This window comes from Streptomyces sp. NPDC101191 (assembly GCF_044767915.1).
GTDB lineage: Bacteria > Actinomycetota > Actinomycetes > Streptomycetales > Streptomycetaceae > Streptomyces.
On the sequence record NZ_JBIWOU010000001.1, the window covers coordinates 1,435,538 to 1,458,535 of the forward strand.

At 72.2% G+C, this 22,998-nt stretch carries 23 protein-coding genes; 12 read left to right on the plus strand and 11 right to left on the minus strand.

Annotation, left to right across the window (positions count from 1 at the left end; genetic code table 11):
- Positions 1–10 precede the first annotated feature (10 nt).
- From ACIRQF_RS06235 to ACIRQF_RS06250, 4 genes are all read right to left on the minus strand, one after another.
- Positions 11–847, minus strand: a complete 837-nt coding sequence (locus ACIRQF_RS06235; RefSeq protein ID WP_404089264.1) for a serine/threonine-protein kinase — start codon at positions 845–847, stop codon at positions 11–13.
- Positions 848–902: 55 nt separating this feature from the next.
- Positions 903–1,727 carry a hypothetical protein gene (locus tag ACIRQF_RS06240; RefSeq protein ID WP_404089266.1) on the minus strand — a complete coding sequence of 275 codons (825 nt, stop codon included), beginning with the start codon at positions 1,725–1,727 and terminating at the stop codon, positions 903–905.
- Between the two features lie 164 nt (positions 1,728–1,891).
- The gene (locus tag ACIRQF_RS06245; protein ID WP_376631280.1) at positions 1,892–2,311 is read right to left on the minus strand and encodes a VOC family protein; all 420 of its coding nucleotides are present in this window, start codon (positions 2,309–2,311) and stop codon (positions 1,892–1,894) included.
- 66 nt (positions 2,312–2,377) lie between these two features.
- Positions 2,378–3,079 carry an endonuclease V gene (locus tag ACIRQF_RS06250; RefSeq protein WP_404089269.1) on the minus strand — a complete coding sequence of 234 codons (702 nt, stop codon included), beginning with the start codon at positions 3,077–3,079 and terminating at the stop codon, positions 2,378–2,380.
- Positions 3,080–3,153: 74 nt separating this feature from the next.
- Here ACIRQF_RS06250 and ACIRQF_RS06255 point away from each other — a divergent pair, with 74 nt between their 5' ends.
- Positions 3,154–3,453 (plus strand): YciI family protein, encoded by a 300-nt coding sequence (locus tag ACIRQF_RS06255; RefSeq protein WP_382485765.1) that lies wholly within the window; start codon positions 3,154–3,156, stop codon positions 3,451–3,453.
- A gap of 307 nt (positions 3,454–3,760) precedes the next feature.
- Here ACIRQF_RS06255 and ACIRQF_RS06260 read toward each other — a convergent pair whose 3' ends face one another.
- Positions 3,761–4,867, minus strand: coding sequence for a WD40/YVTN/BNR-like repeat-containing protein (locus ACIRQF_RS06260; RefSeq protein WP_404089271.1), 1,107 nt, complete (start codon positions 4,865–4,867; stop codon positions 3,761–3,763).
- A gap of 75 nt (positions 4,868–4,942) precedes the next feature.
- On the opposite strand from ACIRQF_RS06260, the gene ACIRQF_RS06265 reads away from it, so the two are divergent.
- The 4 genes from ACIRQF_RS06265 to ACIRQF_RS06280 all read left to right on the plus strand — a co-directional run bounded on the left by ACIRQF_RS06265 (position 4,943) and on the right by ACIRQF_RS06280 (position 9,428).
- On the plus strand, positions 4,943–5,407 hold the full coding sequence (locus ACIRQF_RS06265; protein WP_404089273.1) for a (4Fe-4S)-binding protein: 465 nt from the start codon (positions 4,943–4,945) through the stop codon (positions 5,405–5,407).
- Positions 5,408–5,544: 137 nt separating this feature from the next.
- A complete protein-coding gene (locus ACIRQF_RS06270) occupies positions 5,545–5,958 on the plus strand; it encodes an SsgA family sporulation/cell division regulator (RefSeq protein ID WP_404089275.1) in 414 nt (137 codons plus the stop codon).
- A gap of 323 nt (positions 5,959–6,281) precedes the next feature.
- Positions 6,282–7,952, plus strand: coding sequence for an ABC-F family ATP-binding cassette domain-containing protein (locus ACIRQF_RS06275; RefSeq protein ID WP_404089277.1), 1,671 nt, complete (start codon positions 6,282–6,284; stop codon positions 7,950–7,952).
- Positions 7,953–8,453: 501 nt separating this feature from the next.
- Positions 8,454–9,428 (plus strand): acyl-ACP desaturase, encoded by a 975-nt coding sequence (locus ACIRQF_RS06280; protein ID WP_376631294.1) that lies wholly within the window; start codon positions 8,454–8,456, stop codon positions 9,426–9,428.
- 21 nt (positions 9,429–9,449) lie between these two features.
- Here ACIRQF_RS06280 and ACIRQF_RS06285 read toward each other — a convergent pair whose 3' ends face one another.
- Complete coding sequence (locus tag ACIRQF_RS06285) at positions 9,450–9,716, minus strand: WhiB family transcriptional regulator (protein WP_404089279.1); 267 nt, start codon at positions 9,714–9,716, stop codon at positions 9,450–9,452.
- 380 nt (positions 9,717–10,096) lie between these two features.
- On the opposite strand from ACIRQF_RS06285, the gene ACIRQF_RS06290 reads away from it, so the two are divergent.
- Together ACIRQF_RS06290 and ACIRQF_RS06295 are read left to right on the plus strand one after the other, a co-directional pair.
- Positions 10,097–10,870 (plus strand): IclR family transcriptional regulator, encoded by a 774-nt coding sequence (locus ACIRQF_RS06290; protein WP_404089281.1) that lies wholly within the window; start codon positions 10,097–10,099, stop codon positions 10,868–10,870.
- Positions 10,871–11,020: 150 nt separating this feature from the next.
- Positions 11,021–11,677, plus strand: a complete 657-nt coding sequence (locus tag ACIRQF_RS06295) for a TetR/AcrR family transcriptional regulator (protein WP_404089283.1) — start codon at positions 11,021–11,023, stop codon at positions 11,675–11,677.
- On the opposite strand, the gene ACIRQF_RS06300 is transcribed toward ACIRQF_RS06295, so the two are convergent.
- On the minus strand, positions 11,587–12,534 hold the full coding sequence (locus ACIRQF_RS06300; RefSeq protein WP_404089285.1) for an alpha/beta hydrolase: 948 nt from the start codon (positions 12,532–12,534) through the stop codon (positions 11,587–11,589). The two genes, ACIRQF_RS06295 and ACIRQF_RS06300, sit on opposite strands and share 91 nt — an antisense overlap.
- A gap of 160 nt (positions 12,535–12,694) precedes the next feature.
- Positions 12,695–13,711 (minus strand): non-homologous end-joining DNA ligase, encoded by a 1,017-nt coding sequence (gene ligD / locus ACIRQF_RS06305; RefSeq protein ID WP_382485780.1) that lies wholly within the window; start codon positions 13,709–13,711, stop codon positions 12,695–12,697.
- Positions 13,712–13,777: 66 nt separating this feature from the next.
- Here ligD and ACIRQF_RS06310 point away from each other — a divergent pair, with 66 nt between their 5' ends.
- From ACIRQF_RS06310 to ACIRQF_RS06320, 3 genes are all read left to right on the plus strand, one after another.
- On the plus strand, positions 13,778–14,836 hold the full coding sequence (locus tag ACIRQF_RS06310; protein ID WP_382485782.1) for an ATP-dependent DNA ligase: 1,059 nt from the start codon (positions 13,778–13,780) through the stop codon (positions 14,834–14,836).
- 361 nt (positions 14,837–15,197) lie between these two features.
- A complete protein-coding gene (locus ACIRQF_RS06315; protein ID WP_376631308.1) occupies positions 15,198–15,455 on the plus strand; it encodes a hypothetical protein in 258 nt (85 codons plus the stop codon).
- A gap of 156 nt (positions 15,456–15,611) precedes the next feature.
- A complete protein-coding gene (locus tag ACIRQF_RS06320; protein WP_404089288.1) occupies positions 15,612–17,705 on the plus strand; it encodes an MDR family MFS transporter in 2,094 nt (697 codons plus the stop codon).
- A 160-nt stretch (positions 17,706–17,865) separates the two neighbouring features.
- Here ACIRQF_RS06320 and ACIRQF_RS06325 read toward each other — a convergent pair whose 3' ends face one another.
- The 3 genes from ACIRQF_RS06325 to ACIRQF_RS06335 are packed head-to-tail and all read right to left on the minus strand — an operon-like array spanning position 17,866 to position 19,394.
- Positions 17,866–18,306 (minus strand): YchJ family protein, encoded by a 441-nt coding sequence (locus tag ACIRQF_RS06325; RefSeq protein WP_382485787.1) that lies wholly within the window; start codon positions 18,304–18,306, stop codon positions 17,866–17,868.
- Between the two features lie 49 nt (positions 18,307–18,355).
- Complete coding sequence (locus tag ACIRQF_RS06330; protein ID WP_389750153.1) at positions 18,356–18,949, minus strand: GNAT family N-acetyltransferase; 594 nt, start codon at positions 18,947–18,949, stop codon at positions 18,356–18,358.
- Positions 18,950–19,007: 58 nt separating this feature from the next.
- Positions 19,008–19,394 (minus strand): VOC family protein, encoded by a 387-nt coding sequence (locus ACIRQF_RS06335; RefSeq protein ID WP_382485791.1) that lies wholly within the window; start codon positions 19,392–19,394, stop codon positions 19,008–19,010.
- Positions 19,395–19,411: 17 nt separating this feature from the next.
- Between ACIRQF_RS06335 and ACIRQF_RS06340 the strand changes: the two genes are divergently transcribed.
- Positions 19,412–20,755 carry a 6-phospho-beta-glucosidase gene (locus ACIRQF_RS06340; protein WP_404089291.1) on the plus strand — a complete coding sequence of 448 codons (1,344 nt, stop codon included), beginning with the start codon at positions 19,412–19,414 and terminating at the stop codon, positions 20,753–20,755.
- A 58-nt stretch (positions 20,756–20,813) separates the two neighbouring features.
- Positions 20,814–22,739, plus strand: a complete 1,926-nt coding sequence (locus tag ACIRQF_RS06345) for a M64 family metallopeptidase (RefSeq protein ID WP_404089293.1) — start codon at positions 20,814–20,816, stop codon at positions 22,737–22,739.
- Positions 22,740–22,998: the final 259 nt, after the last annotated feature.

Sequence of the window (22,998 nt, forward strand, 5' to 3'; positions counted from 1 at the left end):
CGGCGGCGCGTCACGGCCGGCGATCAGGCCCGTCCACGGCTGCGCGCAACGCCGACACGAATTCCCGGCAGGAGCGGTAGCGGTCGGCGGGGGCCTCGGTCAGAGCAGTCCACATCACGCTGTCGACATCCGGCGGGATCTCCGGGCGCATCCGGGAGAGGGAGAGCGGTGGGGTGCTCGGACGCACCCGCCGCTCCCCCTCGCCGCCGTCCGGGGGGACCACCGGCTGACCGGCGAGAGTTTCGAGGACGACACGGGCCAGGTCGTACCGATCACCGGCGGCATCCGCCTCGAAGCCCTCGGCCGGTACGGGTTCCGCCGTACCGAAACCCGTGAGGTAGGCATTCTGAGGGAGGTCGTCGTCCTCCCCCAGGATTACCAGGACCTTTTCGGGCCTGACTGCGCCGTGCACCACGCCATGTGCGTGCGCGGAGTCCAGCGCCGATGCCGCGTGCTCCGCGAGGCGCAGCGCAGGAGCCACCGCGAGCGCTCCGCGCTGATCCAGGAGATCCCTCAGGCTCCCCGCACGCACGTAGCGCATGGCGATGTAGAGCACTCCGTCGCTTTCGCCCGCGTCGAAGATCGGCACCACATGCGGATGATCGATACCGGCGACGACACGAGAATCGTGTATGAAGCGTTGTCGGAAGGCTTCATTCTGCGCCAGTCCCGCGGGCAGGAGCTTCAGCGCCACGACGCGATCCAGTGCCAGGTCTCTCGCACGGTAGACGACTCCGGCCTTTCCACGACCGATCTCGCGCTCCACTTCGTAAGCCGCAATGCGCGATCCGATCGGGACGGCGGGTGGACCCTGATGCGTCTCCCTGCCGTCGGCATCGCGTTCCATCGGCCACCCCCTCACCGGGCAGCGAGCGGAATCCCCCTTCCATCCTCGCCAGTCCTCAGGAGTCCTTCAAACGGAACCGGCGCTTCTGCGGGAAGCGTTCCTGATCCGGGTCGAGAAAGTCGATCAGGTCCATCAGCGCGACCTGGAGCTTCACCAGGCGCGGATGCCGCCCCTCCTGCGCTGCCAGCCCCGAGACACTGTCGGACAGACGCGTGAACCAGGCGGCGAACCCGGGATCCGATTCCAGTCGTGCGCAGAACTCCGCGTACCCGATGCATCCGTCCCCGTCCTCGCCCTCCTTGATGACGAGTTCCCCGATCGCTCTTTGATCGCTACGGAACAATTGAAAGTGCTGGTCCTCATACGCGTCGTCGTTCAGAATGCTGCCGATACGGGCGAGCAGCGTCACGATGCGACGGTTCGCGTCCCGGTTGCCGAGATCGAGGAAGTAGACGCGCCGTCTGAGAATCTCGACCCAACCCAGGTACTCGGAAAGCACATGAAGAGTGCTGCGCGTGGCGTACAACTGATCACGCTGGTGCACGAAGTGCACCCTGAGAAATCCTTGGCCGGCAATGGCGTAAAGGCGGGACTGGAAGTCGAAGGCGGCCCAGAGCAGGGGATCGCGATACCGGCTCATGACGTCTTGCCGCTCCAGCACGCGGTGACGCTCGACGGTCTGCCTCTCCAGGGCGTCTTCGAGGAGGGCGTTCTTCCTGTTCGCTCGGGAGCTGTACGCCACGCTGACCAGGGCCACCACCCCGGACAGGGAAGCCACGATCAGTTCCGTGTTCATGGCGCCCCGTCGGACGAGGTCGGAGCCGGGCGGATCGGGGAGATTCTCTGCATCGAGATCTCTCCCTACCAGGACGACGTCCACCGCAAACAGGTGTTGCCCTGAATGCAGGACGCCACTCCGCACGACCCGCGAGCGGGCGGAGGCCGCGGGACGTCACCACCTGGCGATCAGACCGAGGTCGGCGTCGCCCGGCAGGAGGCTCGGCCCTCCGTGTCTCTCCCCCCGGGGCGGGCCGCCGGCGAGGCTCAGTGCCGGACCAGGCAGAAGGGGTGGCCGGCCGGGTCGGCGTAGATGCGCCAGGACCGGTCGGCCGTCCCCGAGTCGAGCCGCTGGGCGCCGAGCGCGGTCACGGCGTCGTCCGCGAGGTCCAGGTCGGCGACCCGCACGTCGATGTGGAACTGCTGCTCGGGCGCACCCCAGACCGGCGGCCGGTGGTCGGCCACGCCCTGGAAGGCGAGCACCGGGCCCCCGGAGGCGTCGTGGAGCGTGGCCCACGCGTCACCGACGGCCCACTGGGGATCCGGGCGGTTGATCTCGCCGCCGAGCAACCGCTGGTAGAACTCGGCGAGTTCGAGGACGTCGGGGCAGTCGAGGACGACGCACTGCAGGGTGCCGATCGGGCCGGGGGCGGCGGAACCAGGGGTGATCATGCCGGGGGAAGTCATGCCGGACACTCTGCCTCCCGGCCCACACACCCGGGTATCCGTACGGGTACTCAGACGCCCCAGGTGTCACTCGGTCGGCGTGCTCAGAGCCTCCTGCAGTGCCCGTCGGCACAGCGAGTCGGCGTGCCGCGTGGTCTCCGGCAGCCGGAACCGCGGGCTGAGGTGCAGGGTCTGCGCGCAGGCCCGCTCCAAGGAGACACGATGCCCGACGGACACGAACACCGGCTTCACCCCGTCCCGTGTCCGCAAGGCCCGCCCGACGACCTCGCCGTCGGCGACGAGATGGCTGAACTCACCGCGCCGATCGCCCGGTTGCTCGTACGTGAAGGTGAACGGATTCTTGGCGACGCCGATGGCCGGCAGGCCCGTGAGCACCCCGAGGTGGCTCGCCAGCCCGAACCGGCGCGGATGCGCGAGCCCGTAACCGTCGCAGACCAGCAGTCCGGGATCGACGGAGAGCCGCCCGAGCGCGGCGAGCACGGTCGGCACCTCCCGGAAGGCCAACAGCCCCGGCACGTAAGGGAACGACACCCGCCCGACGGCCGTCGCCTCCTCGACGACGTCGAGCGTCCGTCCGTCCAGCACGACGGCCGCGGCGGCCACGAGATCCCGCTCGTCGTCGTAGGCCACGTCGACCCCCGTCACCCGCCCCTCCCCGACGCCCGGGCCCTCCTCCCCCAGCACCAACCGGCCCCGCAGCTCCTCCTGCACGGCGAGCGCCGCGCCCTCGTCGCCGGGCCAGCCCTCGGGAATCTCGATGATCGTCATGGTGGGGACCCTACGCGGCGGGCCCGGCGGGACGCCCGGGTGAGCCCCGTCCGGCGGCGGGTAGCCTGGCGATCATGTTCGTACTGGAGTTGACCTACACCGCGCCCGTCGAGCGGGTGGACGCGCTGCTGCCCGCGCATGTCGAGTGGCTGGAGGGGCAGTACGCCGCCGGGGTGTTCCTGGCGTCCGGGCGGAAGAACCCGCGGGACGGCGGAGTGATCCTGGCCGGCGCGGTCGGGCGTGCCGAGATCGAACGGATCGTGGCGACCGATCCGTTCAGCGTCGAGGGTGTCTGCGCGTACCGGATCGTGGAGTTCTACGCCACCAAGACGGTGGACGGACTCGCCCGGTTCCGGGACGAGTTGCCTCTCTGACCGCTTCGCGTAACGGCGATCGGGGCCGGTCAGGGGCCGACGTCCGTGCGGCGCGCGGGGCCGGAGCCCCGTAACGGCGATCGGGGCCGGTCAGGGGCCGACGTCCGTGCGGCGCGCGGGGCCGGAGCCGACGGCCCCGGCCCACCGAGTGCGTCAGGCCACGGCGCCGGCGGCCCCGGTACGGCCGTCCGGTACGCCGACGGTCGTCACGACGACCTGTTCGCGGATGTCTTCGCCGGGGACGCCGACGAGCGCGTCGTCCCCGCCCGTCCGACCGCCGACCCGGCCGGCCTGTGCGGTCAGAGCGCTAGCGCAGCGACGCCCGGGCCACCCGTCCCTTCTCGCCCGAGGCCCAGCACGCCCCGTCGGCGGTGCAGTCGACCGTGTCGTACGAGCCGGTGTCGACGGTGCGCCAGGTGCGGCCGCCGTCCGTGGTCAGGTCCGTGCCCGTGGGGCCGACGGCGAGCGCGGCGGACTTGGTGTGCGGGAGCCAGGCGACGCCCGAGCGGTAGGCGGGCGGCGGCGTGGCGGACGCGGTCCAGGAGCGGGCTCCGTCCCGCGTGACGGCGGCGGCCTGCGGCGAGGGCTGGTCCTTCCGGTAGTCGCCGCCGACCGCGATGCCGTGGCGGCGGTCGCGGAAGGCGAGACCGAAGACGCCCTTGGCCCCCTCGCCGGCCGGGACGCTGGTCTCGGTGGCCGTCCAGGTGAGGCCGCGGTCGGCGGAGTGGAGCACGCGACCGGTCGCGCCGCCGCCGGTCGCGAGCCACACGTCCTTCGGTCCGGACGACACCAGGCACTGGCCGCTCGCCGCGAAGCCCGCCTCTCCGGGCAGTGCGGCCGGCATGCCGTCGTCGGGCAGGACGGTCCAGGACCGGCCTCCGTCGCCGGTGGACAGGATGCGGTACTTGCCGTCGACCGGGTCGCTCATCGCGAGCCCGTGCCGGTGGTCGAAGAAGGTCATGCAGTCGTAGAAGGCGCGCGGGTCGGTGTTGCGGAAGGACTCCGTCCAGGTCGCCCCGCCGTCCTCGGTGCGGAACACCCGGGACGCCTCGCCCTCACCGATCGCGAGGACGACGGCGCGCCGCGCGTCGAAGGCCTCCACGTCGCGGAACTCCAGTTCCCCCGCGCCGGCCGGCGAGACGTTTCGCCAGCTCTTGCCGCCGTCGGTGGTCCGCAGCACCGTCCCGTGGGAACCGGCGGCCCAGGCGACGGACCGGCTCACGCCGGCCAGCCCCCGGAAGCGGGCGTCCGTCCCGGTCTGCGTGAGCTGCCAGCCGGCCCCTGTCGCCCCGGCCACCGCCTTCTCCCCCGCCGGGCCCTCGTCGGCCACGGCAGGGACCGTCAGGGCCATGGCGAGCGCCGCCCCGGCCAGTCCCGCCGCCGTCATTCGTCTCGTCTTCCCCATGGACGTCATGGCGCCGGAAGCTAGTCCACCGCGAAGATCCCGTCCAGAGTGCGTACCCCCCGTCCCCTTCCTAGGCTGGGACGCATGACGGACCGCACCACCGACCCCGTCCCGGACGAACCGCCGAGGCTCAAGGAGTACGACGGCGAGGGCATCACCGTGACCTTCGAGCCCCGCCGCTGTCTGCACGCGGCGGAGTGCGTCCACGGCCTGCCGAGCGTCTTCGACCTGGGCCGGCGCCCCTGGGTGCAGCCCGACCAGGCGTCCCCGGAACTGGTCGCCGAGGTGGTCGGCCGCTGCCCGTCCGGCGCCCTGCGCGCCCGCCTTGCGGACGGCACCGCCGAGCCCCCGGACACGCCCACCACCGTCCGCCGCATGCCCGACGGGCGCCTCGTGATGCGCGGTGACCTCCTCGTGCGGGCCGGCACGGCCGAGCGGCACGAGGTACGGGCCGTGCTGTGCGGCTGCGGGGCCTCTGGCAACCAGCCGTACTGCGACCACTCCGGACCCTGCGCGGGCGGTGACTTCGACCTCCCCCAGGGGCGCTGACCACGGGAAACCTGTCCCTTCCTGCGGTGGTGACACAGCTCACGTCACCTTCCAGTGCACGTCAGCGCCCTTTCGTTCGTCTCTCCTGGTGTCAGGGAGATGCCAGGAGAGCGAAGCCGCGCGACAGGAGGCTGGCCGTGTCCACCGTCATCGAGCAGGCCGTGCAGGCCCGTCTGGTCGCGTCCGCGCCACGGATCGAGTCCGTCGCCGCCACGCTGCGGTACGACCGCGAGGACCCCTACGCCGTCAGCATGGCCTTCCCGCCGCCCGCGACCCTGGAGGGCGTCGAGGTGTCGTGGGCCTTCGCGCGCGACCTGCTCGTCCAGGGCGTCGAGGGACCGGCCGGGGTGGGGGACGTACGCGTCCGGCCGTACGGCTACGACCGCACGGTGGTCGAGTTCCACGCCCCCGAGGGCGTCGCCATGGTCCACATCCGCACGTCGGAGCTGCGCAGCTTCCTGGAGCGCTCGCAGCACCTGGTGCCGCGTGGCCTCGAGCACGAGTACGTCGACTGGGACCACGACCTGGCCCAGCTCCTGGAACTCCCGTAGGTCCGGGGCTCGCGGTGCCCCCCCCCCGGGTCGGGGGCGCTCCCCCGAGCGGTGCCGGATCCGGGTCGCGGGCGCTCCCCCGCCGTAATTCGTTTGCCGTCCCGCCCGACCCCCTCGTAACGTCTTCTCCGGCCCAGTTGTCGCCCGATCGGAGAAGGCCGTTGCTCGTCTGAGGTTTCGAGACACCGTGCCGCGCGTGCCGCCCCGCCGCCGCGTGTGCCGTCCTCGACCTCGGCGTACGAGCGCTGCTCCGTTCCCTGCCCGCCCGCGCCCCGGTGTCTCACGCGTTGCCCACCATCACGCTTCGCAACCGGGAGGCCCGCATGGCGACCCGCCCATCCTTCATCACCTGTACTTCTCTCTCCTTCTCCTGGCCGGACGGCACCGGCGTCTTCGACGACTTCCGGCTGGCCGTCGGACCCGGCAGGACCGGGCTCGTCGGTCTCAACGGCTCCGGCAAGTCGACGCTGCTCAAGCTGATCGCCGGCGAGCTCTCCCCGGCGGAGGGCACGGTCCGCATCGCCGGTGAGGTCGGCTACCTCCCGCAGAACCTGGTGCTGGACACCGGGCTGCGCGTCGACCGGGCCCTCGGCATCGACGCGACGCGTGCCGCTCTGCACGCCATCGAGGCGGGCGACACCGCCGCGGAGCACTTCACGGCCGTCGGCGACGACTGGGACGTGGAGGAGCGGGCGCTGGCGGTGCTCGACCAGCTGGGTCTCGGGCACATCGGCCTCGACCGCACCATCGGCGAGATCTCCGGCGGCGAGTCCGTGCTGCTGCGGCTGGCCGCCCTGCTCCTCGCCCGGCCGGAGGTGCTGCTGCTCGACGAACCGACCAACAACCTCGACCTGGTCGCCCGGCGCCGCCTGTACGAGGCGGTGGACGCCTGGACGGGGGTGCTCGTCGTGGTGAGCCACGACCGCGAACTCCTGGAGCGGGTCGACCAGATCGCGGATCTGCGGGACGGCGAGGTCACCTGGTACGGGGGCGCCTGGTCGGACTACCAGGCGGCGCTCGCGGCCGAACAGGACGCCGCCGAGCGGATGGTGCGGGTCGCCGAGGCCGACGTCCAGCGCCAGAAGCGGGAACTCGTGGACGCCCAGCAGAAGTTGGCGCGCCGCAAGCGGTACGCCCAGAAGAGCGTCGAGAACCGGGTGGCACCGAAGATCGTCGCCAACAACCGCAAGGCGCAGGCCGAGGTCTCGGCGGGCAAACACCGCGCCCTGCACGCCGACCGGCTGGCCGAGGCGCGCTCGCGGCTCGACGCGGCCGTGGAGGCGGTGCGGGACGACGACGAGATCCGCGTGGAGCTGCCGCGCACCACTGTCCACCCGGGGCGCGGGGTGCTGCTGCTGCGCGATCTGGAGCTGCCGTACGGCGCCCGGGTCGACGGGGAGTTCGAGCTGCGGGGCCCCGAGCGGGTGGCACTCGTCGGCCGGAACGGAGCCGGGAAGACGACGTTGCTGCGGACGATCGCGGGCGAACTCGCCCCGGTCGCGGGCGAGACTGTCGTCCACGTTCCGCTGCGGTTCCTGCCGCAGCGGCTCGATGTGCTCGACGACGAGCTGAGCGTGGTGCAGAACGTGGCGCGGTTCGCGCCGGACGCGACGGCCAACGAGATCCGGGCACGGCTCGCCCGGTTCCTCTTCCGGGGCGCCCGGGCCGACCGGCCGGCGGGGACCCTGTCGGGAGGCGAGCGGTTCCGCGCGACGCTGGCGGCTCTGCTGCTCGCGGAGCCGGCCCCGAAGCTGCTGATGCTCGACGAACCGACCAACAATCTGGACATGGCGTCGGTACGGAGCCTGACGGCCGCGCTCGAGGCCTACGAGGGCGCGCTGGTCGTGGCGAGCCACGACGTCCCGTTCCTGGAGTCGCTCGGGATCACCCGCTGGCTGCGGCTCGACGGCGGCCTGCGGCCGACGACGGCCGAGGCCGTACGGGAGGGGCTCGCGGAGCGGGCACCGAGGGCGGGTGCTCCCACGGTGGAGTAGGGCCGGCCCGGGCCCCGCCGTGCGACGCGACCCCCGTGGCCGCAGCCCCGTGCTGCGGCCACGGGCCGGTCGCGGTTCATCGCGCGCGGAGGGGGCGCCGGATTCCTCGATCCCGACGTCACGGGGATCCTGGACCGGGCGCCACGGCGTTCCTGGACCGGGCGTCGCGGCGTTCCTGGATCCCGGCGTCACTGCGCTCCTCGACCCACAGCGGATGCGGCGTTCCTCGACCACGGCGGACGCGGCGTTCCGCGCCGGCCCGCCGGTCGGGGGCTCAGCTCTGCGTAGTCGTCCGACCACCGCACGACCTCCTGACCGAACGGGAACATACGCGTGACCTGGATCTCATCCCAGGCACAGGAGCAGGGAACATAACCGAACGTAATCGGACATCACCGAGGGGGGCTTGGCCACCTCTCTTACGGAGCCTTAACCTACGGTTTCGTAACCTACGAATCCGTAGGTAGTTCCGAATGCCCTTCTCCGTCCCCAGGAGTTCCCGTGACGCTCACCTCTCCCCACCTCGCCAGTTCCGCAGGGTGGACCGATGCGCGCCTCCTGTACGCGTTGGAGGAGGTCGTGGAACAGGAGCTCAACCGGCACCTGAAGGTCACCAAGGACTGGATGCCGCACGAGTACGTGCCGTGGTCGGACGCCCGCAACTTCCCCGGCTTCTTCGAGGACGGCGAGGCCTGGGACCGCTCGCAGTCCAAGGTCACCGACATCGGCCGGATCGCGCTCGTGGTCAACCTGCTCACGGAGGACAACCTCCCGAGCTACCACCACGAGATCGCCACCCTCTTCGGCCGCGAGGGCGCCTGGGGCACCTGGGTGCACCGCTGGACCGCCGAGGAGGGCCGTCACGGCATCGTGATGCGCGACTACCTGCTGGCCTCGCGGGCGGTGGACCCGGATGAGCTGGAACGTTTCCGCATGGCACACATGAGCGAGGGGTTCGAGTCCGACAACCGGCACTCGATGCTCCACTCGATCGCGTACGTGGCCTTCCAGGAGCTCGCCACCCGCATCTCGCACCGCAACACCGGCCACCAGTCCGGCGACCCGGTCTGCGACCGGATGCTCGCCCGCATCGCGCTGGACGAGAACCTGCACATGATCTTCTACCGCAACCTGCTGGGCGCGGCCTTCGAGATCGCCCCCGACCTCACGATGGAGGCCGTGCGGGACGTCGTCGTCAACTTCCGGATGCCCGGTCACGGCATGCCCGGCTTCGAGCGCGCGGCGGCGCAGATGGCGATCGGCGAGATCTACAACCTGCGTATCCACCACGACGACGTGCTGGAGCCCGTCCTCCGCTTCCTCAAGGTCCTCCAGATCGACGGCCTGGGCCCGGAGGGCCTGAAGGCCCAGGAGGAGCTGGGGCTGTACATGAACGGCCTCGACTCCGAGGCGTCGAAGTTCGACGAGAGGCTCGCGGCGCGCAAGGCCCGGATGGCGTCCCGGGCGGCCGGCTGATCCCGGACGCCTCGGAGCGGATCAGCCCTGGCGACGCTTGAGCTTGATCCGCTCCTTCTCCGAGAGGCCGCCCCACACCCCGAAGCGCTCGTCGTGGGCGAGTGCGTACTCCAGGCACGCGACGCGCCCCTCGCACGCCCCGCACAGCAGCTTGGCCTCGCGGGTCGAGGAGCCGGGCGCCGGGAAGAAGAACTCCGGTCCCGCCTGGGCGCACAGGGCGTCCTCCTGCCAGGAGAGGTCGGTGTCCATGAGGCTGTACGGGGCGGTGGGCATCGTGTCGGTCTGCATGGAGGCAACACTGGCCCGATGGCCTAAACGCGCCATCAACGTCCGATCAACGCGGCGCGCCGAGCGCCGGCAAGAGCGTTTCGGCCGGCCGTTCTCCCGGCGCCCTGGGCCGACCGCTCCGCACGTCCCGTACAGCCCCTGCCCTGGCGGCGTGATCGTGAACGGCGTGTTTCCGCCCTCCTGAGCCCACCGGTTCGACTCCTGCCGTGTGGCAGCGTGGGGGCCGACGGGCAAGATCGCCGGGTGACCGATCGCGAGGACCGGCCACGGAGATCGGTCACGGAGATCGGTCACGGAGATCGGTCACGAAGATCGATCGGGGAGATCGGTCACGGCGATCGACGACGGGCAGCGAGCGAGCAGCGACGGGGGCGGGACACATGACCACCGAGGCCGACACCATGGCCGGGCCGGCCGGGGCGCAGGCCGTCCGGCGGGCCCTGGACGTGCTGCACTCCTTCCACGACAACGGGCCCGATCTGAGCGCCTCGGACCTCGCGCGACGGCTCGGCCTCTCGACGTCGACCGCGCACCGACTGGCCAAGACGCTGCTCGCCGCCGGATTCCTGGAGCAGGACCCCGGCACCGCCCGCTACCGCCTGGGCCCGGCGGTCACGGAACTCGGGCGGCTCTCGTACCACCAGCGGAGACTGCACCTCGCCGCGCCCGAACTGCGCGACCTGGCCGAGCGGACCGGTACCACCGCCGATCTGGCGCTGCGCAGCGGCTCGTACGCGGTGATCGTGGCGGGTGGCGCGGTCACCCCGAGGACGGGACTGCGGCGGCCGCTGCACGCGTCGGCGCTCGGAAGGGTGCTGCTGGCGTGGCACGGGCATGGGCAGCAGCGCGAGCGGGAGTACGGACCTGGGCACGGCCTCGCGGACGAAGCGGCCACGCCCGCCAGCGGGTCGGTCCGGGTGCGGGAGCAGGGGTACGTCCTCGACGACGGTGCGTCGGAACTCGGGATACGGACGCTCGCCGTGCCGGTACTCGGACGCGACGGCCACGCACGGTTCGCGCTCGGACTGCGGGCGGCTCCGTCGGCGATCCCGGACGCCCGCGTCGGCTGGTTCCTGGCGCAGGCGCGGGCGTGCGCCCGGGCCCTGGAGGTACTGCTGCTCCCACCGGAGGAGCGACGGGCCCCTGAGGCGTAACGGCGCCGTGGCCACCCTGGAGGCGTAGCAGCCCCGCGGCTACGGAGCCCGGCGGTAGGGCGGCGCCCCGGCCGGCCATGCCCCTCGGAGGGCGACGGCGTCCCCGTACCGCGACTGTCCGCACGACCGTGCGGACAGTACGATGGGCGCATGAGCGGCAGCACCAAGACGGACGGACGCGTCGAGCGCGGCAACCAGACCCGGCGGCTCGTTCTGGCCCGCACGATGGACATCGCGTCCGTGGAGGGCCTGGAGGGGCTGTCGCTGGGGCGGATCGCCACCGAGCTCGAGCTGAGCAAGAGCGGGGTCTTCGCCCTCTTCGGCTCCAAGGAGGAGCTCCAGCTCGCGACCGTACGGGCGGCCGCCGCGGTCTTCGCCCGCGAGGTCGTGATCCCGCTCGCCGAACTGCCGCCCGGCCCGGGCCGGGTGTGGGCACTGTGCCGCAACTGGCTCGCGTACTCCTCCGGCCGGACCTTCCGGGGCGGCTGCTTCTTCCACGCGGTCACGGCCGAGTTCGACGCGCGGACGGGGCCGGTCCACGACGCCGTCGCGCAGGCGCGCGTCGACTGGGTCACGTACGTGGAGCGGACGATCGAGGAGGCCCGGCTGGCCGGCGGTTTCGTCGAGGACGTCGACGTACCGCAGCTCGCTTTCGAGATCATCGCCCTGATGGAGTCGGCCAACGCCCACTCCGTCCTCCTCGGTGAGACCTCCGTCTACGCGCGGGCGGAGCGGGGCATCGCCCGCCGACTGCGCGCGGAGACGACCGCCGAAGCGCGGGACGAGGTCGACTCCCCCACCGCCTGATCCGGAAGCGCGCCGGAGGTCACGAACCCGACGACTTCGGAGAGGACCTGAGGGTCGGTTAGAATACCGCTGTGGCCGAGTCCTTGGGTGACGACGAGCCGGGTCCGCTCGGCGCGCGCCGCACGGAGGGCGTGCGCGTGGGCGATCGGCACCATCGCATCGGACGCGTCATGGACGAGCAGCAGCGGCGCGTCGAGGTCCCCGGGCCGCCAGCCCGCGTCCAGGTGTTCCCAGACCCCCGGCTCCTCCGGCGCGAGCCGGCGCTCGACGTGGCGGCGCATCGCGTTCATGGCACGGTCGCTCATCCCGAAAGCACCCTGGAACCAGGCCGTGAGCAGCGCGAAGGAACCCACACCGGAGATGCCGACGAAACGCCCGGCGCGTACGCCGTCGCGCAGCGCGAAGAGGGCGGCGCTGACGCCGAAGGAATGCGCGACGACGGCCTCGAAGTCGCCGTACCGGGCGTGCAACTCCCTGATGATCGCGCGGTATTCGATGATGTTGCTGGCCCGGCCCGGCGCGTCGCCGTGACCCGGGGCGTCGAAGGCGACGGGGCTGTATCCACGGTCGAGCAGCGCCTCGGCGAAGGCGGCGAGGCGTGAGCCGCGCGAGGACCAGCCATGGACGAGCAGCACCGGCCGCCGCCCGTCACCCCAGGCGTAGACGACGGCTTCCTTGCCACCCACCGGTATCCGCTCGATCCGGGCGGCGCCCAGCAGGCGCTCCTCGGCGGGCTTGACCCGGGAGCGCCCGGCGGGACGGACGAACAGGTGGAAGACGGCCCGCCCGGTGGGGCCGGGGGCGACACGGGCGGCGGCGTTGAGAGCGGTGCGGACCAGCAGAGCCTTGGGAAACATGCCGGATCTCCTCGATCGTCCTCGATACGAGAAAATGTTAGCACGATCGTTCGTGTTGTTTTTGGGCCAGGCGACCGGCCACGATCGTTCGTGTTGCCTTGAGGCCAGGCGACCGGCGACCGACCGCCCTGCAGAGAAGCCCCGCCCTCTCGCCACCCGGCTATTCCTTCTTCTCCCTGCTCGGCTGCACGCGCTTGGGCTCACCCGGCATCTTCGGATACTCCGGCGGATACGGCAGGTCTCCCAGGCCGTGCTCCGCCTCGTCGCGGCGGGCCAGTTCGAGCAGGGACTCCAGGCTGAAGCGCTCGTCGTCCATGTCCGCGTGCACGTCGCCGAGTTCGGCGTACCGCGCCGGCATCGTACGGATGTCGAAGTCCTGCGGCACGGCGTCGTCGACCTCCTCCCAGCGCAGCGGCGCGGAGACCGGGGCGTTGGCGCGGGGCCGGACGGAGTAGGCCGAGGCGATGGTGCGGTCACGCGCGGTCTGGTTGTAGTCGACGAAGATGCGCTCGCCGCGCTCCTCCTTCCACCACTTGATGGTGACCCGGTCCGGCATCCGCCGTTCCAGCTCCCGGCCGCAGGCGATGGCGGCCCGCCTGACCTGGGTGAACGTCCAGTTCGGCAGGATCGGCACGAAGACGTGCAGCCCGCGCCCGCCGGAGGTCTTGGGCCAGCCGCGCAGCCCGTGCTCGTCGAGGACCGCCCGCAGCTCGTGGGCCGCGCGGACCGCGTCGGCGTAGTCGGTCCCGGGCTGGGGGTCGAGGTCGATGCGAAGCTCGTCGGGGTGGTCCGTGTCCTCACGGCGGACCGGCCAGGGATGGAAGGTGACGGCCCCCAGATTCGCCGCCCACAGGACGGCGGCCGGCTCGGTGGGGCACATCTCGTCGGCCGAGCGCCCGCTGGGGAAGGTGATGTGGGCCGTCGGGATCCAGTCCGGCAGGTACTTCGGGGCACGCTTCTGGAAGAAGGACTCGCCCGTCACGCCGTCGGGGTAGCGCTCCAGGGTGGTGGGCCGCTCCCGCAGCGCGCGGGTGATGCCGTCGCCGACGGCCAGGTAGTAGCTGACCATGTCGAGCTTCGTGTAGCCGGTCTCCGGGAAGTACACCTTGTCCGGATTGGACACGCGCACGGTCCGTTCGCCGACCTCGAGTTCCACCGCTGCCGCCTTGCCTGCCATGGCGGTCAGCCTAGGCCGGACACCCACAGCGCGCATATCGGGTCGAATCCTCTCTAGACTCGCCGCATGGACCTGCCGGTGATGCCTCCCGTGAAACCGATGCTGGCGAAGGCCGTCAAGAAGATCCCGCCGGGCATGCAGTACGAGGCCAAGTGGGACGGCTTCCGCGCGCTCGTGCACCGGGACGGCCCGGAGCTCTTCATCGGCAGCCGTACGGGCAAGCCGCTGAGCCGCTACTTCCCCGAGCTCGTCGAGGCGTTGCTCGCCCGGCTGCCCGAGCGCTGTGTCGTCGACGGCGAGATCGTGATCGAGCACGACGGACGGCTGGACTTCGACCGTCTCACCGAGCGGATCCACCCGGCCGCGTCGCGGGTGCGGATGCTGGCGGAGGCGACCCCCTCCCGGTTCATCGTCTTCGACCTGCTCGCGCTCGGAGACGAGTCGTTCCTGGACACTCCGCTCGGCGAGCGCCGGGCCACCCTGGAGAGCGCGCTCGCCGGCGTCGACGCCCCGGTGCACCTCGCTCCCTCGACGACGGACCCGGAGCTCGCCGCGCACTGGTTCGAGCAGTACGAGGGGGCCGGGCTCGACGGCGTGATCGCGAAACCGCTCGACCTGCCGTACCGCCCGGACGAACGCCTCATGTACAAGATCAAGCACGAGCGCACCGCCGATGTCGTCGTGGCCGGATACCGCTTCCACAAGAGCGGGCCCGTGGTCGGCTCGCTGCTGCTCGGCCTCCACGACGCCCGGGGCGCCCTCCAGCACGTCGGCGTGTGCGCCGCCTTCACGGCGAAGCGGCGCGCCGAGCTCGTCGAGGAGCTCGAACCGCTGCGCATGGACCCGCCGGACGGGCACCCGTGGGCGGCCTGGTCGGACGAGTCGGCGCACGAGTCCGCCCGGCTCCCCGGGGCGCCGAGCCGCTGGTCGGGCAAGAAGGACCTGTCCTGGGTGGCGCTGCGCCCCGAGCGGGTCTGCGAGGTCGGGTACGACCACATGGAGGGCGACCGCTTCCGGCACACGGCCCAGTTCAAGCGCTGGCGGCCGGACCGCACGCCGGAGTCGTGCGGGTACGAGCAGCTGGAGGAGCCGGTCTCGTACGACCTCGGCGAGATCCTGACGTAGGGCACGAGGGGGCACAAGGGGCACGAGAGGTCCGGCGGAGGGGCGCGACGGAGATCCACCCGGGCCCTGCGGAGATCGTTAAGCCTCGGGACCGACGTGAGATGCCCCACACCCACAAGGTCCACAACCGCCCCTTCTCGCCCTGAGGTTCGGCGAACTGACGAGCGATCGGACGTACGCACCCCGGTACACCTGCGGGAACGCGACGAGGGTCGGCGGCCCCCTCCGTACGCCGCGCCGAGGGCGCCGCGCCGCTGTTGCCCGGCGGTGACGGAGCCGTCGTCGAACCGGCACCGGGATCCGGTACGTATGGAGACGTGGAGAAACCCTCCGCCACCCCAGAGACCCACAAGGACCGACCGTGATCACCTCGCCCTCACCTCTCGTTCCCGTGCCGATCCCCGACCGCGTCGCCGCGCTGATCGGGGCCTGCCTGCCGCTGCACGTGCTCCAGGCCGAGGTCGACGCCGACTGCGCCGCGCGCGAGGTGTACCGCTTCCGCGGCCCGCTGTGCCCGGAGGACCGGGCCGACCGGGAGCACGCGCTGGCCGCACTCGCCCGGGCGAACAAGATCCTGGCCAAGCACCACCCGAAGCTGCCCGTGCGCCCGGGGTTCTAGGCACCACCCGAAGCTGCCCGTGCGCCCGGGGTTCTAGGGACGCTCGCGGGACACGCGGAGGCGACGCTCCTCGGCCGTTCGGCGTACGCCGCGGCGCCGCACCGGTTCGGGTGTACTCCGCATGCGGGACACGACCGCCGGTGTGACGCTGCGAGGGTGACGACCACCAGCGAAGCAGCGCCCGCGCCCCCCGCCGCCCAGCCCCCGGTGCTCGACAGCCGACGCCGCAACATCGTCTTCGGCACGATCATGCTCGGCGTGCTCCTGGCCGCGCTGGACCAGACGATCGTGGGCACCGCGCTGCCGACCATCGTCGCGGACCTCGGCGGCGCCGCCCACATGTCCTGGGTGGTCACCTCCTACCTGCTGGCGGAGACGGTCGCGACCGTCCTGGTCGGCAAGTTCGGCGACCTGTTCGGCCGCAAGGTGATCTTCCAGGTGTCGGCGATCATCTTCATCACCGGCTCGTTCCTGTGCGGCCTCGCCACCAACATGACGCTGCTGATCGTCTGGCGCGGACTGCAGGGAATCGGCGCCGGCGGCCTCATGGTCACCTCCATGGCGCTCATCGCCGATGTCATCCCCCTGCGCGAACGCGGCAAGTACCAGGGCGCGATCGGCGCGGTGTTCGGCGTCTCGACCGTCATCGGTCCGCTCCTCGGCGGCCTGTTCACCGACCATCTGAGCTGGCGCTGGGCGTTCTACGTCAACGTCCCCATCGCGATCCTGGTCGTCATCGCGGCCGCCCGCACCATCCCCTCCGTACGCTCGGCGAGCCGCCCGGTCATCGACTACCTGGGCATCGCGCTCGTCGCCGTCGGCTCCAGTGCCCTTATCCTGGCGACGAGTTGGGGCGGGAACGAGTACGCGTGGGGCTCGGGCGTCATCATCGGGCTCTTCGCCGGCGGCCTGCTCGCGCTCGCCCTCTTCTGCTGGGTGGAGACCCGGGCGGCCGAACCCATGCTGCCCATGCGCCTGTTCCGCAATCCGGTCTTCACCGTCTGCTCGGTGCTCAGCTTCGTGGTCGGCTTCGCGATGCTCGGCGCGATGACCTTCCTGCCGACGTATCTCCAGTACGTCGACGGGGACTCGGCGACGATCTCCGGCATCCGCACCCTGCCCATGGTCGTGGGCCTGCTCATCGCCTCCATCTTCAGCGGCAACGTCGTCAGCAAGACCGGCCGCTACCGGATCTTCCCCATCGTCGGCTGTTTCGTGATGGGCCTCGGGCTCTATCTGCTCTCCCTGATGGACCCGCAGACCAGCACCTGGCTGGCGTCGCTGTACATGTTCGTGCTCGGCGTCGGCATCGGCCTGTGCATGCAGGTGCTCACCATCGCCGTACAGAACACCGTCGACTACGCGGACCTGGGCACGGCCACCTCGGGCGTCACCTTCTTCCGTACGCTCGGCAGCTCCTTCGGGACGGCCGTCTTCGGCACCATCTACGCCAACTCGCTGGAGCCGAACCTGGCGGAGGGCGTCGGCGAGGCGTCCGCACGCGCCGCGAGCCTCGGTCTGAACCCGGCGGACGTCGCCACCGCCGCGCAGAGCCCGGCGGGCGTGCACGGCCTGCCGACACCGGTGGCCGAGCCGATCGTGCAGGCGTACGCGGACACCCTGCACACCGTCTTCCTGTGGACCGTGCCGGTGGCGGCGGTCGGCTTCGTCGTCGCGTTCTTCCTCAAGCAGGTCACCCTGCGCGACACCGCCCGGGCCTCCGCCCCCGACATGGGCGAGGGCTTCGCCTCCCCGACCATCAGTGGCGACTCGGCCAAGCTCCTGGAACTCTCCGTCGGCCGGATCATCCGGAGGACCGACTACGGCACCGCGCGGCGGATCGTGACCGACTCCGACACCCGGCTGGACACGGCCGGCGCGTGGGCGGTCATGCAGGTGGAACTGTTCACCCGGCTCGTCGGCCACGCCAGCCTGGGCCTGATCTCGGCCGGTCGCCGGGTGCCCCCGGAGGTGCTGCTGCCGGTCTTCGACCGGATGGTCGACGAGGGCTTCCTCACCCGCGACGGCAACCTGCTCTCCCACACGCAGGCCGGCAAGCGGGAGGCGGACGTCATCACCAAGGCCTGGGGCGACTGGCTGAGCACCCAGGTCGAACGGGAACGCGGCCGCCCCAGCGGCCCGGAACTGCGCGCGGCGACCGACGCCATCGCGAAGAAGCTGATCGCGGAGGACCTGGCCCAGGGCCTGCCGCGGGTCGAACGGGAGCCGGTGGGCGCGACGACGCGGTGAGGCGGATCCGGGATCCGGCCTCGGCGCTCGGGGACCGGGATCCGGGATCCCGGATCCGGGACCCGGTCCCCGGGATCTACGTTCGTTGGGCCGGGATCCGGGATCCAGGTCCGGGCATCCGGATACCCACCGCAGGCGGATCCCGTCCCACCCCCCGGCCTCAGTCCAGGAAGTCCCCGTCCACGTACACCCACGCCCCCTCGTGCCGCGCGAACCGGCTGCGCTCGTGCAGCTCCCCCGGGACCCCGTCGTGCGTGAAGCGGGCGCGGAAGGTGACGGTGCCCTGCTGGTGGAAGGCCGTGCCGTCGCCCGTCTCCTCGATGTCCAGGCCCGCCCACCGCATGCCCGGGTCGAAGTCGACGTCCGCGGGACGCGTCTGCGGGGCCCAGGTGCGCAGCAGGTAGGGCTCGTCGCGGAGGACGAAGGCGCTGTAGCGCGAGCGCATGAGCAGCGCGGCGGTCGGCGCGGTGGCGGGGCCCGCGTGGAAACGGCCGCAGCACGCGCCGTAGGCGGCCTCCAGGCCGCACGGGCAGGGCGACGCGTCGGTCACGGCGGGCGCGGGGGCGGCGGGACGGGCGGGGCGGGTCTTGCGTCGGGACATGGGCCCATTGTCGCGTGCCGGCCGCCGCCCGCCGCCGCGAGGTGCGCGGTCAGCGGGCCTCGCGCCACATCCCCCACAGCACGGGGCCGCCGCCGGGCAGTGCGAACTCCTCGCGGACGGTGAAGCCGAAGTGCTCGTAGACCGGGAGGTTGGCGGCCTTCGAGGACTCCAGGTAGGTGGGCAGGCCCGCCGCGTCGGCCTTCGCGAGGCCCGAGCGGAGAAGGGCGGAGCCCTGGCCGGTGCCCTGCGCGGCGGGGTCGGCACCGATGAGGGCCAGGGACCAGTGGGGCTCCTCGGGCGTGTACGCGGCGGCGGTCTCGACCGCCTCGCGGAAGAGTCCGGCGCGGTCGCCGAGGATGTCCACGAGCTGCCTGATGGTCTCGTCGTCGGGCACGGCCTTCTCCTGCGCCTCGGCCGGCACCCAGAAGGCGGCCGCCGCCCCCGTGCGCTCGCAGACACCGTTGTGGAGGTACTGCCGGGTGAAGAGGGTGGAGAAGTAGCGCTGCAGGGTCGCCTCGCGCGGGGCGTCGTCCGGGAAGAACCAGCGCATCATCGGGTCGTCATCGAAGGCCCGGGCCAGCGTGCCGCTGATCGCCCCCGCATCGTCGATCACGGCCGCTTCGGGCATGTTCGTTGTCGCCATACGGAACATTCTGATCACAAACGATCTTGGAACGGGACGCGGGGTCCCCTTCGGGGCCCTACGGCCGGTACCGCAGCGGGTGCCCCTCCGGCACCTCCACCACCGCGATCCGTACGCCGTCCGGGTCCGCGAGCCACATCTCGACCAGTCCCCACGGCTCGGTGACCGGCTCGCGCAGCACCGTCACGTCCTTGCCCCGGAGCTCCTCGCGCGCCGCGCGCACGTCGGCCACCTGGAGCCACAGGCGGACTTCGGGCTCCGGTGGTGCGGCGGCGGCGCGCCCCGAGAGTTCGAGGAAGCCACCGCCGAGGAAGTAGACCGTGCCGCGGTCGGGACCGGTACCGAACTCGCGGTAGACGGCGAGGCCGAGCGTCTCGCCGTAGAAGCGCCGGGAGCGTTCGGGGTCGGCCGGGCGGAGCAGGATCCTGCTGCTCAGTACGTGCATCCGAGTAGCGTACGGGCATGAAACTGACGATTCTCGGAGGCGGCGGGTTCCGGGTGCCGCTGGTGTACGGCGCTCTCCTCGGCGACCACGCCGAGGGACGGGTCACGCAGGTCACCCTGCACGACCTCGACGCCGGGCGGCTGTCGGCGATCGCCCGGGTGCTGGCCGAGCAGGGCGCCGGGGTGCCCGACGCACCCGTGGTGAGCGCGACGACGGATCTCGACGACGCGCTGCGCGGCGCGGACTTCGTCTTCTCCGCCATCCGGGTGGGCGGGCTCGCGGGCCGGGCCGCCGACGAGCGGATCGCGCTGGCCGAGGGCGTGCTCGGCCAGGAGACGGTGGGCGCCGGCGGCATCGCGTACGGTCTGCGGACCCTGCCGGTGGTGACGCACATCGCCCGGCGGATCGCGGAACTCGCCCCGGACGCCTGGGTCATCAACTTCACCAACCCGGCCGGCATGGTCACCGAGGCGATGTCGCGGATCCTCGGGGACCGGGTGATCGGCATCTGCGACTCGCCGGTGGGTCTCGGCCGGCGGGTGGCACGGGTGCTCGGCACGGACCCGGACGGGGCGTGGATCGACTACGTGGGCCTCAACCACCTGGGCTGGCTACGGGGGTTGGAGGTCGGCGGACATGACGTACTGCCGCGCCTGTTCGAGGACGATGCGCTGCTCGGCTCGTTCGAGGAGGGCAAGCTCTTCGGGGCGGAGTGGCTGCGCTCGCTGGGTGCGATCCCCAACGAGTACCTGCACTACTACTACTTCAACCGCGAGGCGGTCCGCGCCTATCGCGAGGCGGAGAGGACCCGCGGCGCCTATCTTCTCGACCAACAGGCGGGCTTCTACGCGGAGATGGACAAGCCCGACACTCCCCCGCTGGACACCTGGCACCGGGTGCTCGCCGATCGGGAGGCGACCTACATGGCGCACAACCGGGAGGCGGCGGGGGCCGGCGAGCGCGACGAGGCGGACCTGGAGTCGGGCGGCTACGAGAAGGTGGCGCTGGCCCTGATGCGGGCCATCGCGCGCAACGAGCGGGCCACCCTGATCCTCAACGTCCGCAACCGGCACACCCTTTCGGTGCTCGACGCGGACGCGGTCATCGAGGTCCCGTGCTTCGTGGACGCGGCCGGAGCCCATCCGGTGTCGGTGCGGCCGCTGCCGTATCACGCGGTGGGCCTGGTGACCGCGGTGAAGGCCGTCGAGCGCGAGGTGCTGGCCGCGGCGGAGAGCGGTTCGCGGACGACCGCGGTCAAGGCCTTCGCGCTGCATCCGCTGGTCGACTCGGTCACGGTGGCCCGCCGACTGGTCGACGGCTACACCGCCGAGCACGCGGGACTGGCCTACCTCCGTCCTTGAGATGGACGGGTGACGAACATCTTTACGACGTCGGGGGCGCGGCCTAGGCTCGCGCCCCATGACTGCACTGCGCCGCAGGCGTGTTCGAGGAGGAGTGGCCCGGCTCGTCGCGGCCTGTCTGCTGGCCACGGGCCTGGTCAGCACGGGCACCGCGGCGGTGGGCAGTCCGGCCGTCGCCGAGACGGGCGGGGCCACCGTCGTACCCGTCCAGACCACCGGGCCCGCCGACCGGCGGTTCAACCTGGTGGTCATGGGCGACGGGTACACCGCCGCGGAGATGCCGGCCTTCCGGGCGGACCTGGAGCGGCACCTGAGCATGCTGTGGAGCATCGAGCCGTTCGCCTCGTACCGCTCCTCCATCAACGTGTGGGCGGTCGAGGTGCCGTCGCGGGAGTCGGGCGTCGACTGCGATCCGGGACTCGGCGCGCCGGCCCGTGACACCGCGCTCGACATGGGTTTCTGGGGCGGCTGCAACCCGGGCAGCGTGCAGCGGCTGCTCACCGTCGACGGCGCCAAGGCGGCCGGCTACGCCGACCTGGTGCCGGGTACGAGTCGCGCGAACCGGCAGATCGTGGCGCTCGCCCACAGCTCCACCTACGGAGGGGCGGGCGGCAGTTACGCCACCGCGTCCGGCGGCAACGCCCTGTCGGCGCTCATCACCCCGCACGAGATAGGCCATTCGCTCGGCGGGCTCCAGGACGAGTACGACTACTACGGGCGCGGCGTGCCCGGCGGCACGTACGGCGACGACACCGAGCCCTCCTCCGTCCACCACACCCTCCTGACGGAGCGCCAGATGCGGGAGCAGCGGGCCAAGTGGTGGCGCTGGCTGGGCGAGGAGAGCGATTCGGGCGGGGTGATCGGCCGGTACGAGGGCGGCCTCTACAGCACGAAGGGTGTCTGGCGGCCCAGCCGCCACTCCATGATGAAGACCCTCGGCTACGCCTTCGACCAGGTCGAGCGCGAGGTGATGGTGCAGGCGATCGCGGCCAAGGTGGACCTGGTCCAGGACCACACCGCGGACGCGGCACCGATCGGGGCCGACCGGACGGTGTGGGTGGACACGCTGCATCCGCTGGGCGGCGAACTCGCCGTGGAATGGCGCCTCGACGGGCGCCCGCTGAGGACCGGCGGCGCCCGTACGGTCGATCTGCGCGGCCTGGGCCTCGCCCCCGGGCGCACCTACGCGCTGACGGCGACGGTCACCGATCCGACGCCGTTCGTCCGCGACCCCGCGGTGCGCGCCTCCTCGGCCCTGACCCGTACGGTGCGCTGGACGGTCGACCCGGCGCTCCGCACGCCGGACGACGCCGTGCCGCCGGCGTTCACCGGGCACACGGCGACCACCGCCCCGGTCGGCGCGTGGTCCGTCGTGCACGCCGACACCACCCACCCGGTGCGCCGGGCCCCGGGCGTCCGCTGGACCCTCGACGGGCGGACGGTCCCGAATCCCGGCAACGACCGGGACCTGGACCTGAGCGCGCTGCGACTCGCCCCCGGCACGCACTCGTTGACGGCCCGGATCCCCGGCACGCGCCAGGAGCTGCGGTGGACGGTGGACGCGCTCGCCGCCACCGTCTCGAACGAGCTGTCGCCGCCGCTGCGGACGGTGCACCGGGCGGGGCGGCCCGTCGAGTACGTCTACGACGGGGAGTTCACGATGCGGCTGGAGGCGCGGGACGACCGGCAGGGCGCGGTCGTGAGCCAGTTCCGGGTGGACGGCGACGGCTGGTACACCTACTACGGCTGGCCGACGGACGCGGCGGCGCCGTTCCGCTTCTCGCCCTCCGGGACGGTGATCGACGACCTCGTCTACGGCAAGCTCGGCCGGAGCAGGGTGGTGCCGTGGGACGACGCGACGCCGGACTACGGCACGCACACGGTGGAGTACCGCTCGGTCGACGCGGCGGGGAACGTCGGCCCGGCGAACCGTTTTCTGGTGACGCTGGTGAGGAAGGGGGCCGCGCCGTCCGTGACGTCGTGAGGCGCTGGATCCCCGGACCCGAGGCGCGGATCCACGGCACGGGGAGCGGATCCACGGCACGGGGAGCGGATCAACGACACGAGGAGGGGTCCACGACACGAGGAGGGGTCCACGGACACGAGGAGGGGCGCCCCCCCGGGGGGGGGGGGGGGGGGCCCCCCCCCGCGGCGGGGGGGGGCCGGGGGGGGGGCCCCCCCGCCCCCCCCCCGGGGCGGGGGGGGGGCCCCGGCCACCAACGGCGCGCCCGGCGCCCGGGGGC

What these genes read in the sequence shown, in the direction of transcription:
- ACIRQF_RS06235 (WP_404089264.1), bottom strand. Translation starts at nt 847, where the DNA reads ATGGAACGCGATGCCGACGGCAGGGAGACGCATCAGGGTCCACCCGCC.
- ACIRQF_RS06245 (WP_376631280.1), bottom strand. Translation starts at nt 2,311, where the DNA reads ATGACTTCCCCCGGCATGATCACCCCTGGTTCCGCCGCCCCCGGCCCG.
- ACIRQF_RS06250 (WP_404089269.1), bottom strand. Translation starts at nt 3,079, where the DNA reads ATGACGATCATCGAGATTCCCGAGGGCTGGCCCGGCGACGAGGGCGCG.
- ACIRQF_RS06255 (WP_382485765.1), top strand. Translation starts at nt 3,154, where the DNA reads ATGTTCGTACTGGAGTTGACCTACACCGCGCCCGTCGAGCGGGTGGAC.
- ACIRQF_RS06260 (WP_404089271.1), bottom strand. Translation starts at nt 4,867, where the DNA reads ATGACGTCCATGGGGAAGACGAGACGAATGACGGCGGCGGGACTGGCC.
- ACIRQF_RS06265 (WP_404089273.1), top strand. Translation starts at nt 4,943, where the DNA reads ATGACGGACCGCACCACCGACCCCGTCCCGGACGAACCGCCGAGGCTC.
- ACIRQF_RS06275 (WP_404089277.1), top strand. Translation starts at nt 6,282, where the DNA reads ATGGCGACCCGCCCATCCTTCATCACCTGTACTTCTCTCTCCTTCTCC.
- ACIRQF_RS06285 (WP_404089279.1), bottom strand. Translation starts at nt 9,716, where the DNA reads ATGCAGACCGACACGATGCCCACCGCCCCGTACAGCCTCATGGACACC.
- ACIRQF_RS06290 (WP_404089281.1), top strand. Translation starts at nt 10,097, where the DNA reads ATGACCACCGAGGCCGACACCATGGCCGGGCCGGCCGGGGCGCAGGCC.
- ACIRQF_RS06295 (WP_404089283.1), top strand. Translation starts at nt 11,021, where the DNA reads ATGAGCGGCAGCACCAAGACGGACGGACGCGTCGAGCGCGGCAACCAG.
- ACIRQF_RS06300 (WP_404089285.1), bottom strand. Translation starts at nt 12,534, where the DNA reads ATGTTTCCCAAGGCTCTGCTGGTCCGCACCGCTCTCAACGCCGCCGCC.
- ligD (WP_382485780.1), bottom strand. Translation starts at nt 13,711, where the DNA reads ATGGCAGGCAAGGCGGCAGCGGTGGAACTCGAGGTCGGCGAACGGACC.
- ACIRQF_RS06310 (WP_382485782.1), top strand. Translation starts at nt 13,778, where the DNA reads ATGGACCTGCCGGTGATGCCTCCCGTGAAACCGATGCTGGCGAAGGCC.
- ACIRQF_RS06325 (WP_382485787.1), bottom strand. Translation starts at nt 18,306, where the DNA reads ATGTCCCGACGCAAGACCCGCCCCGCCCGTCCCGCCGCCCCCGCGCCC.
- ACIRQF_RS06330 (WP_389750153.1), bottom strand. Translation starts at nt 18,949, where the DNA reads ATGGCGACAACGAACATGCCCGAAGCGGCCGTGATCGACGATGCGGGG.
- ACIRQF_RS06335 (WP_382485791.1), bottom strand. Translation starts at nt 19,394, where the DNA reads ATGCACGTACTGAGCAGCAGGATCCTGCTCCGCCCGGCCGACCCCGAA.
- ACIRQF_RS06340 (WP_404089291.1), top strand. Translation starts at nt 19,412, where the DNA reads ATGAAACTGACGATTCTCGGAGGCGGCGGGTTCCGGGTGCCGCTGGTG.
- ACIRQF_RS06345 (WP_404089293.1), top strand. Translation starts at nt 20,814, where the DNA reads ATGACTGCACTGCGCCGCAGGCGTGTTCGAGGAGGAGTGGCCCGGCTC.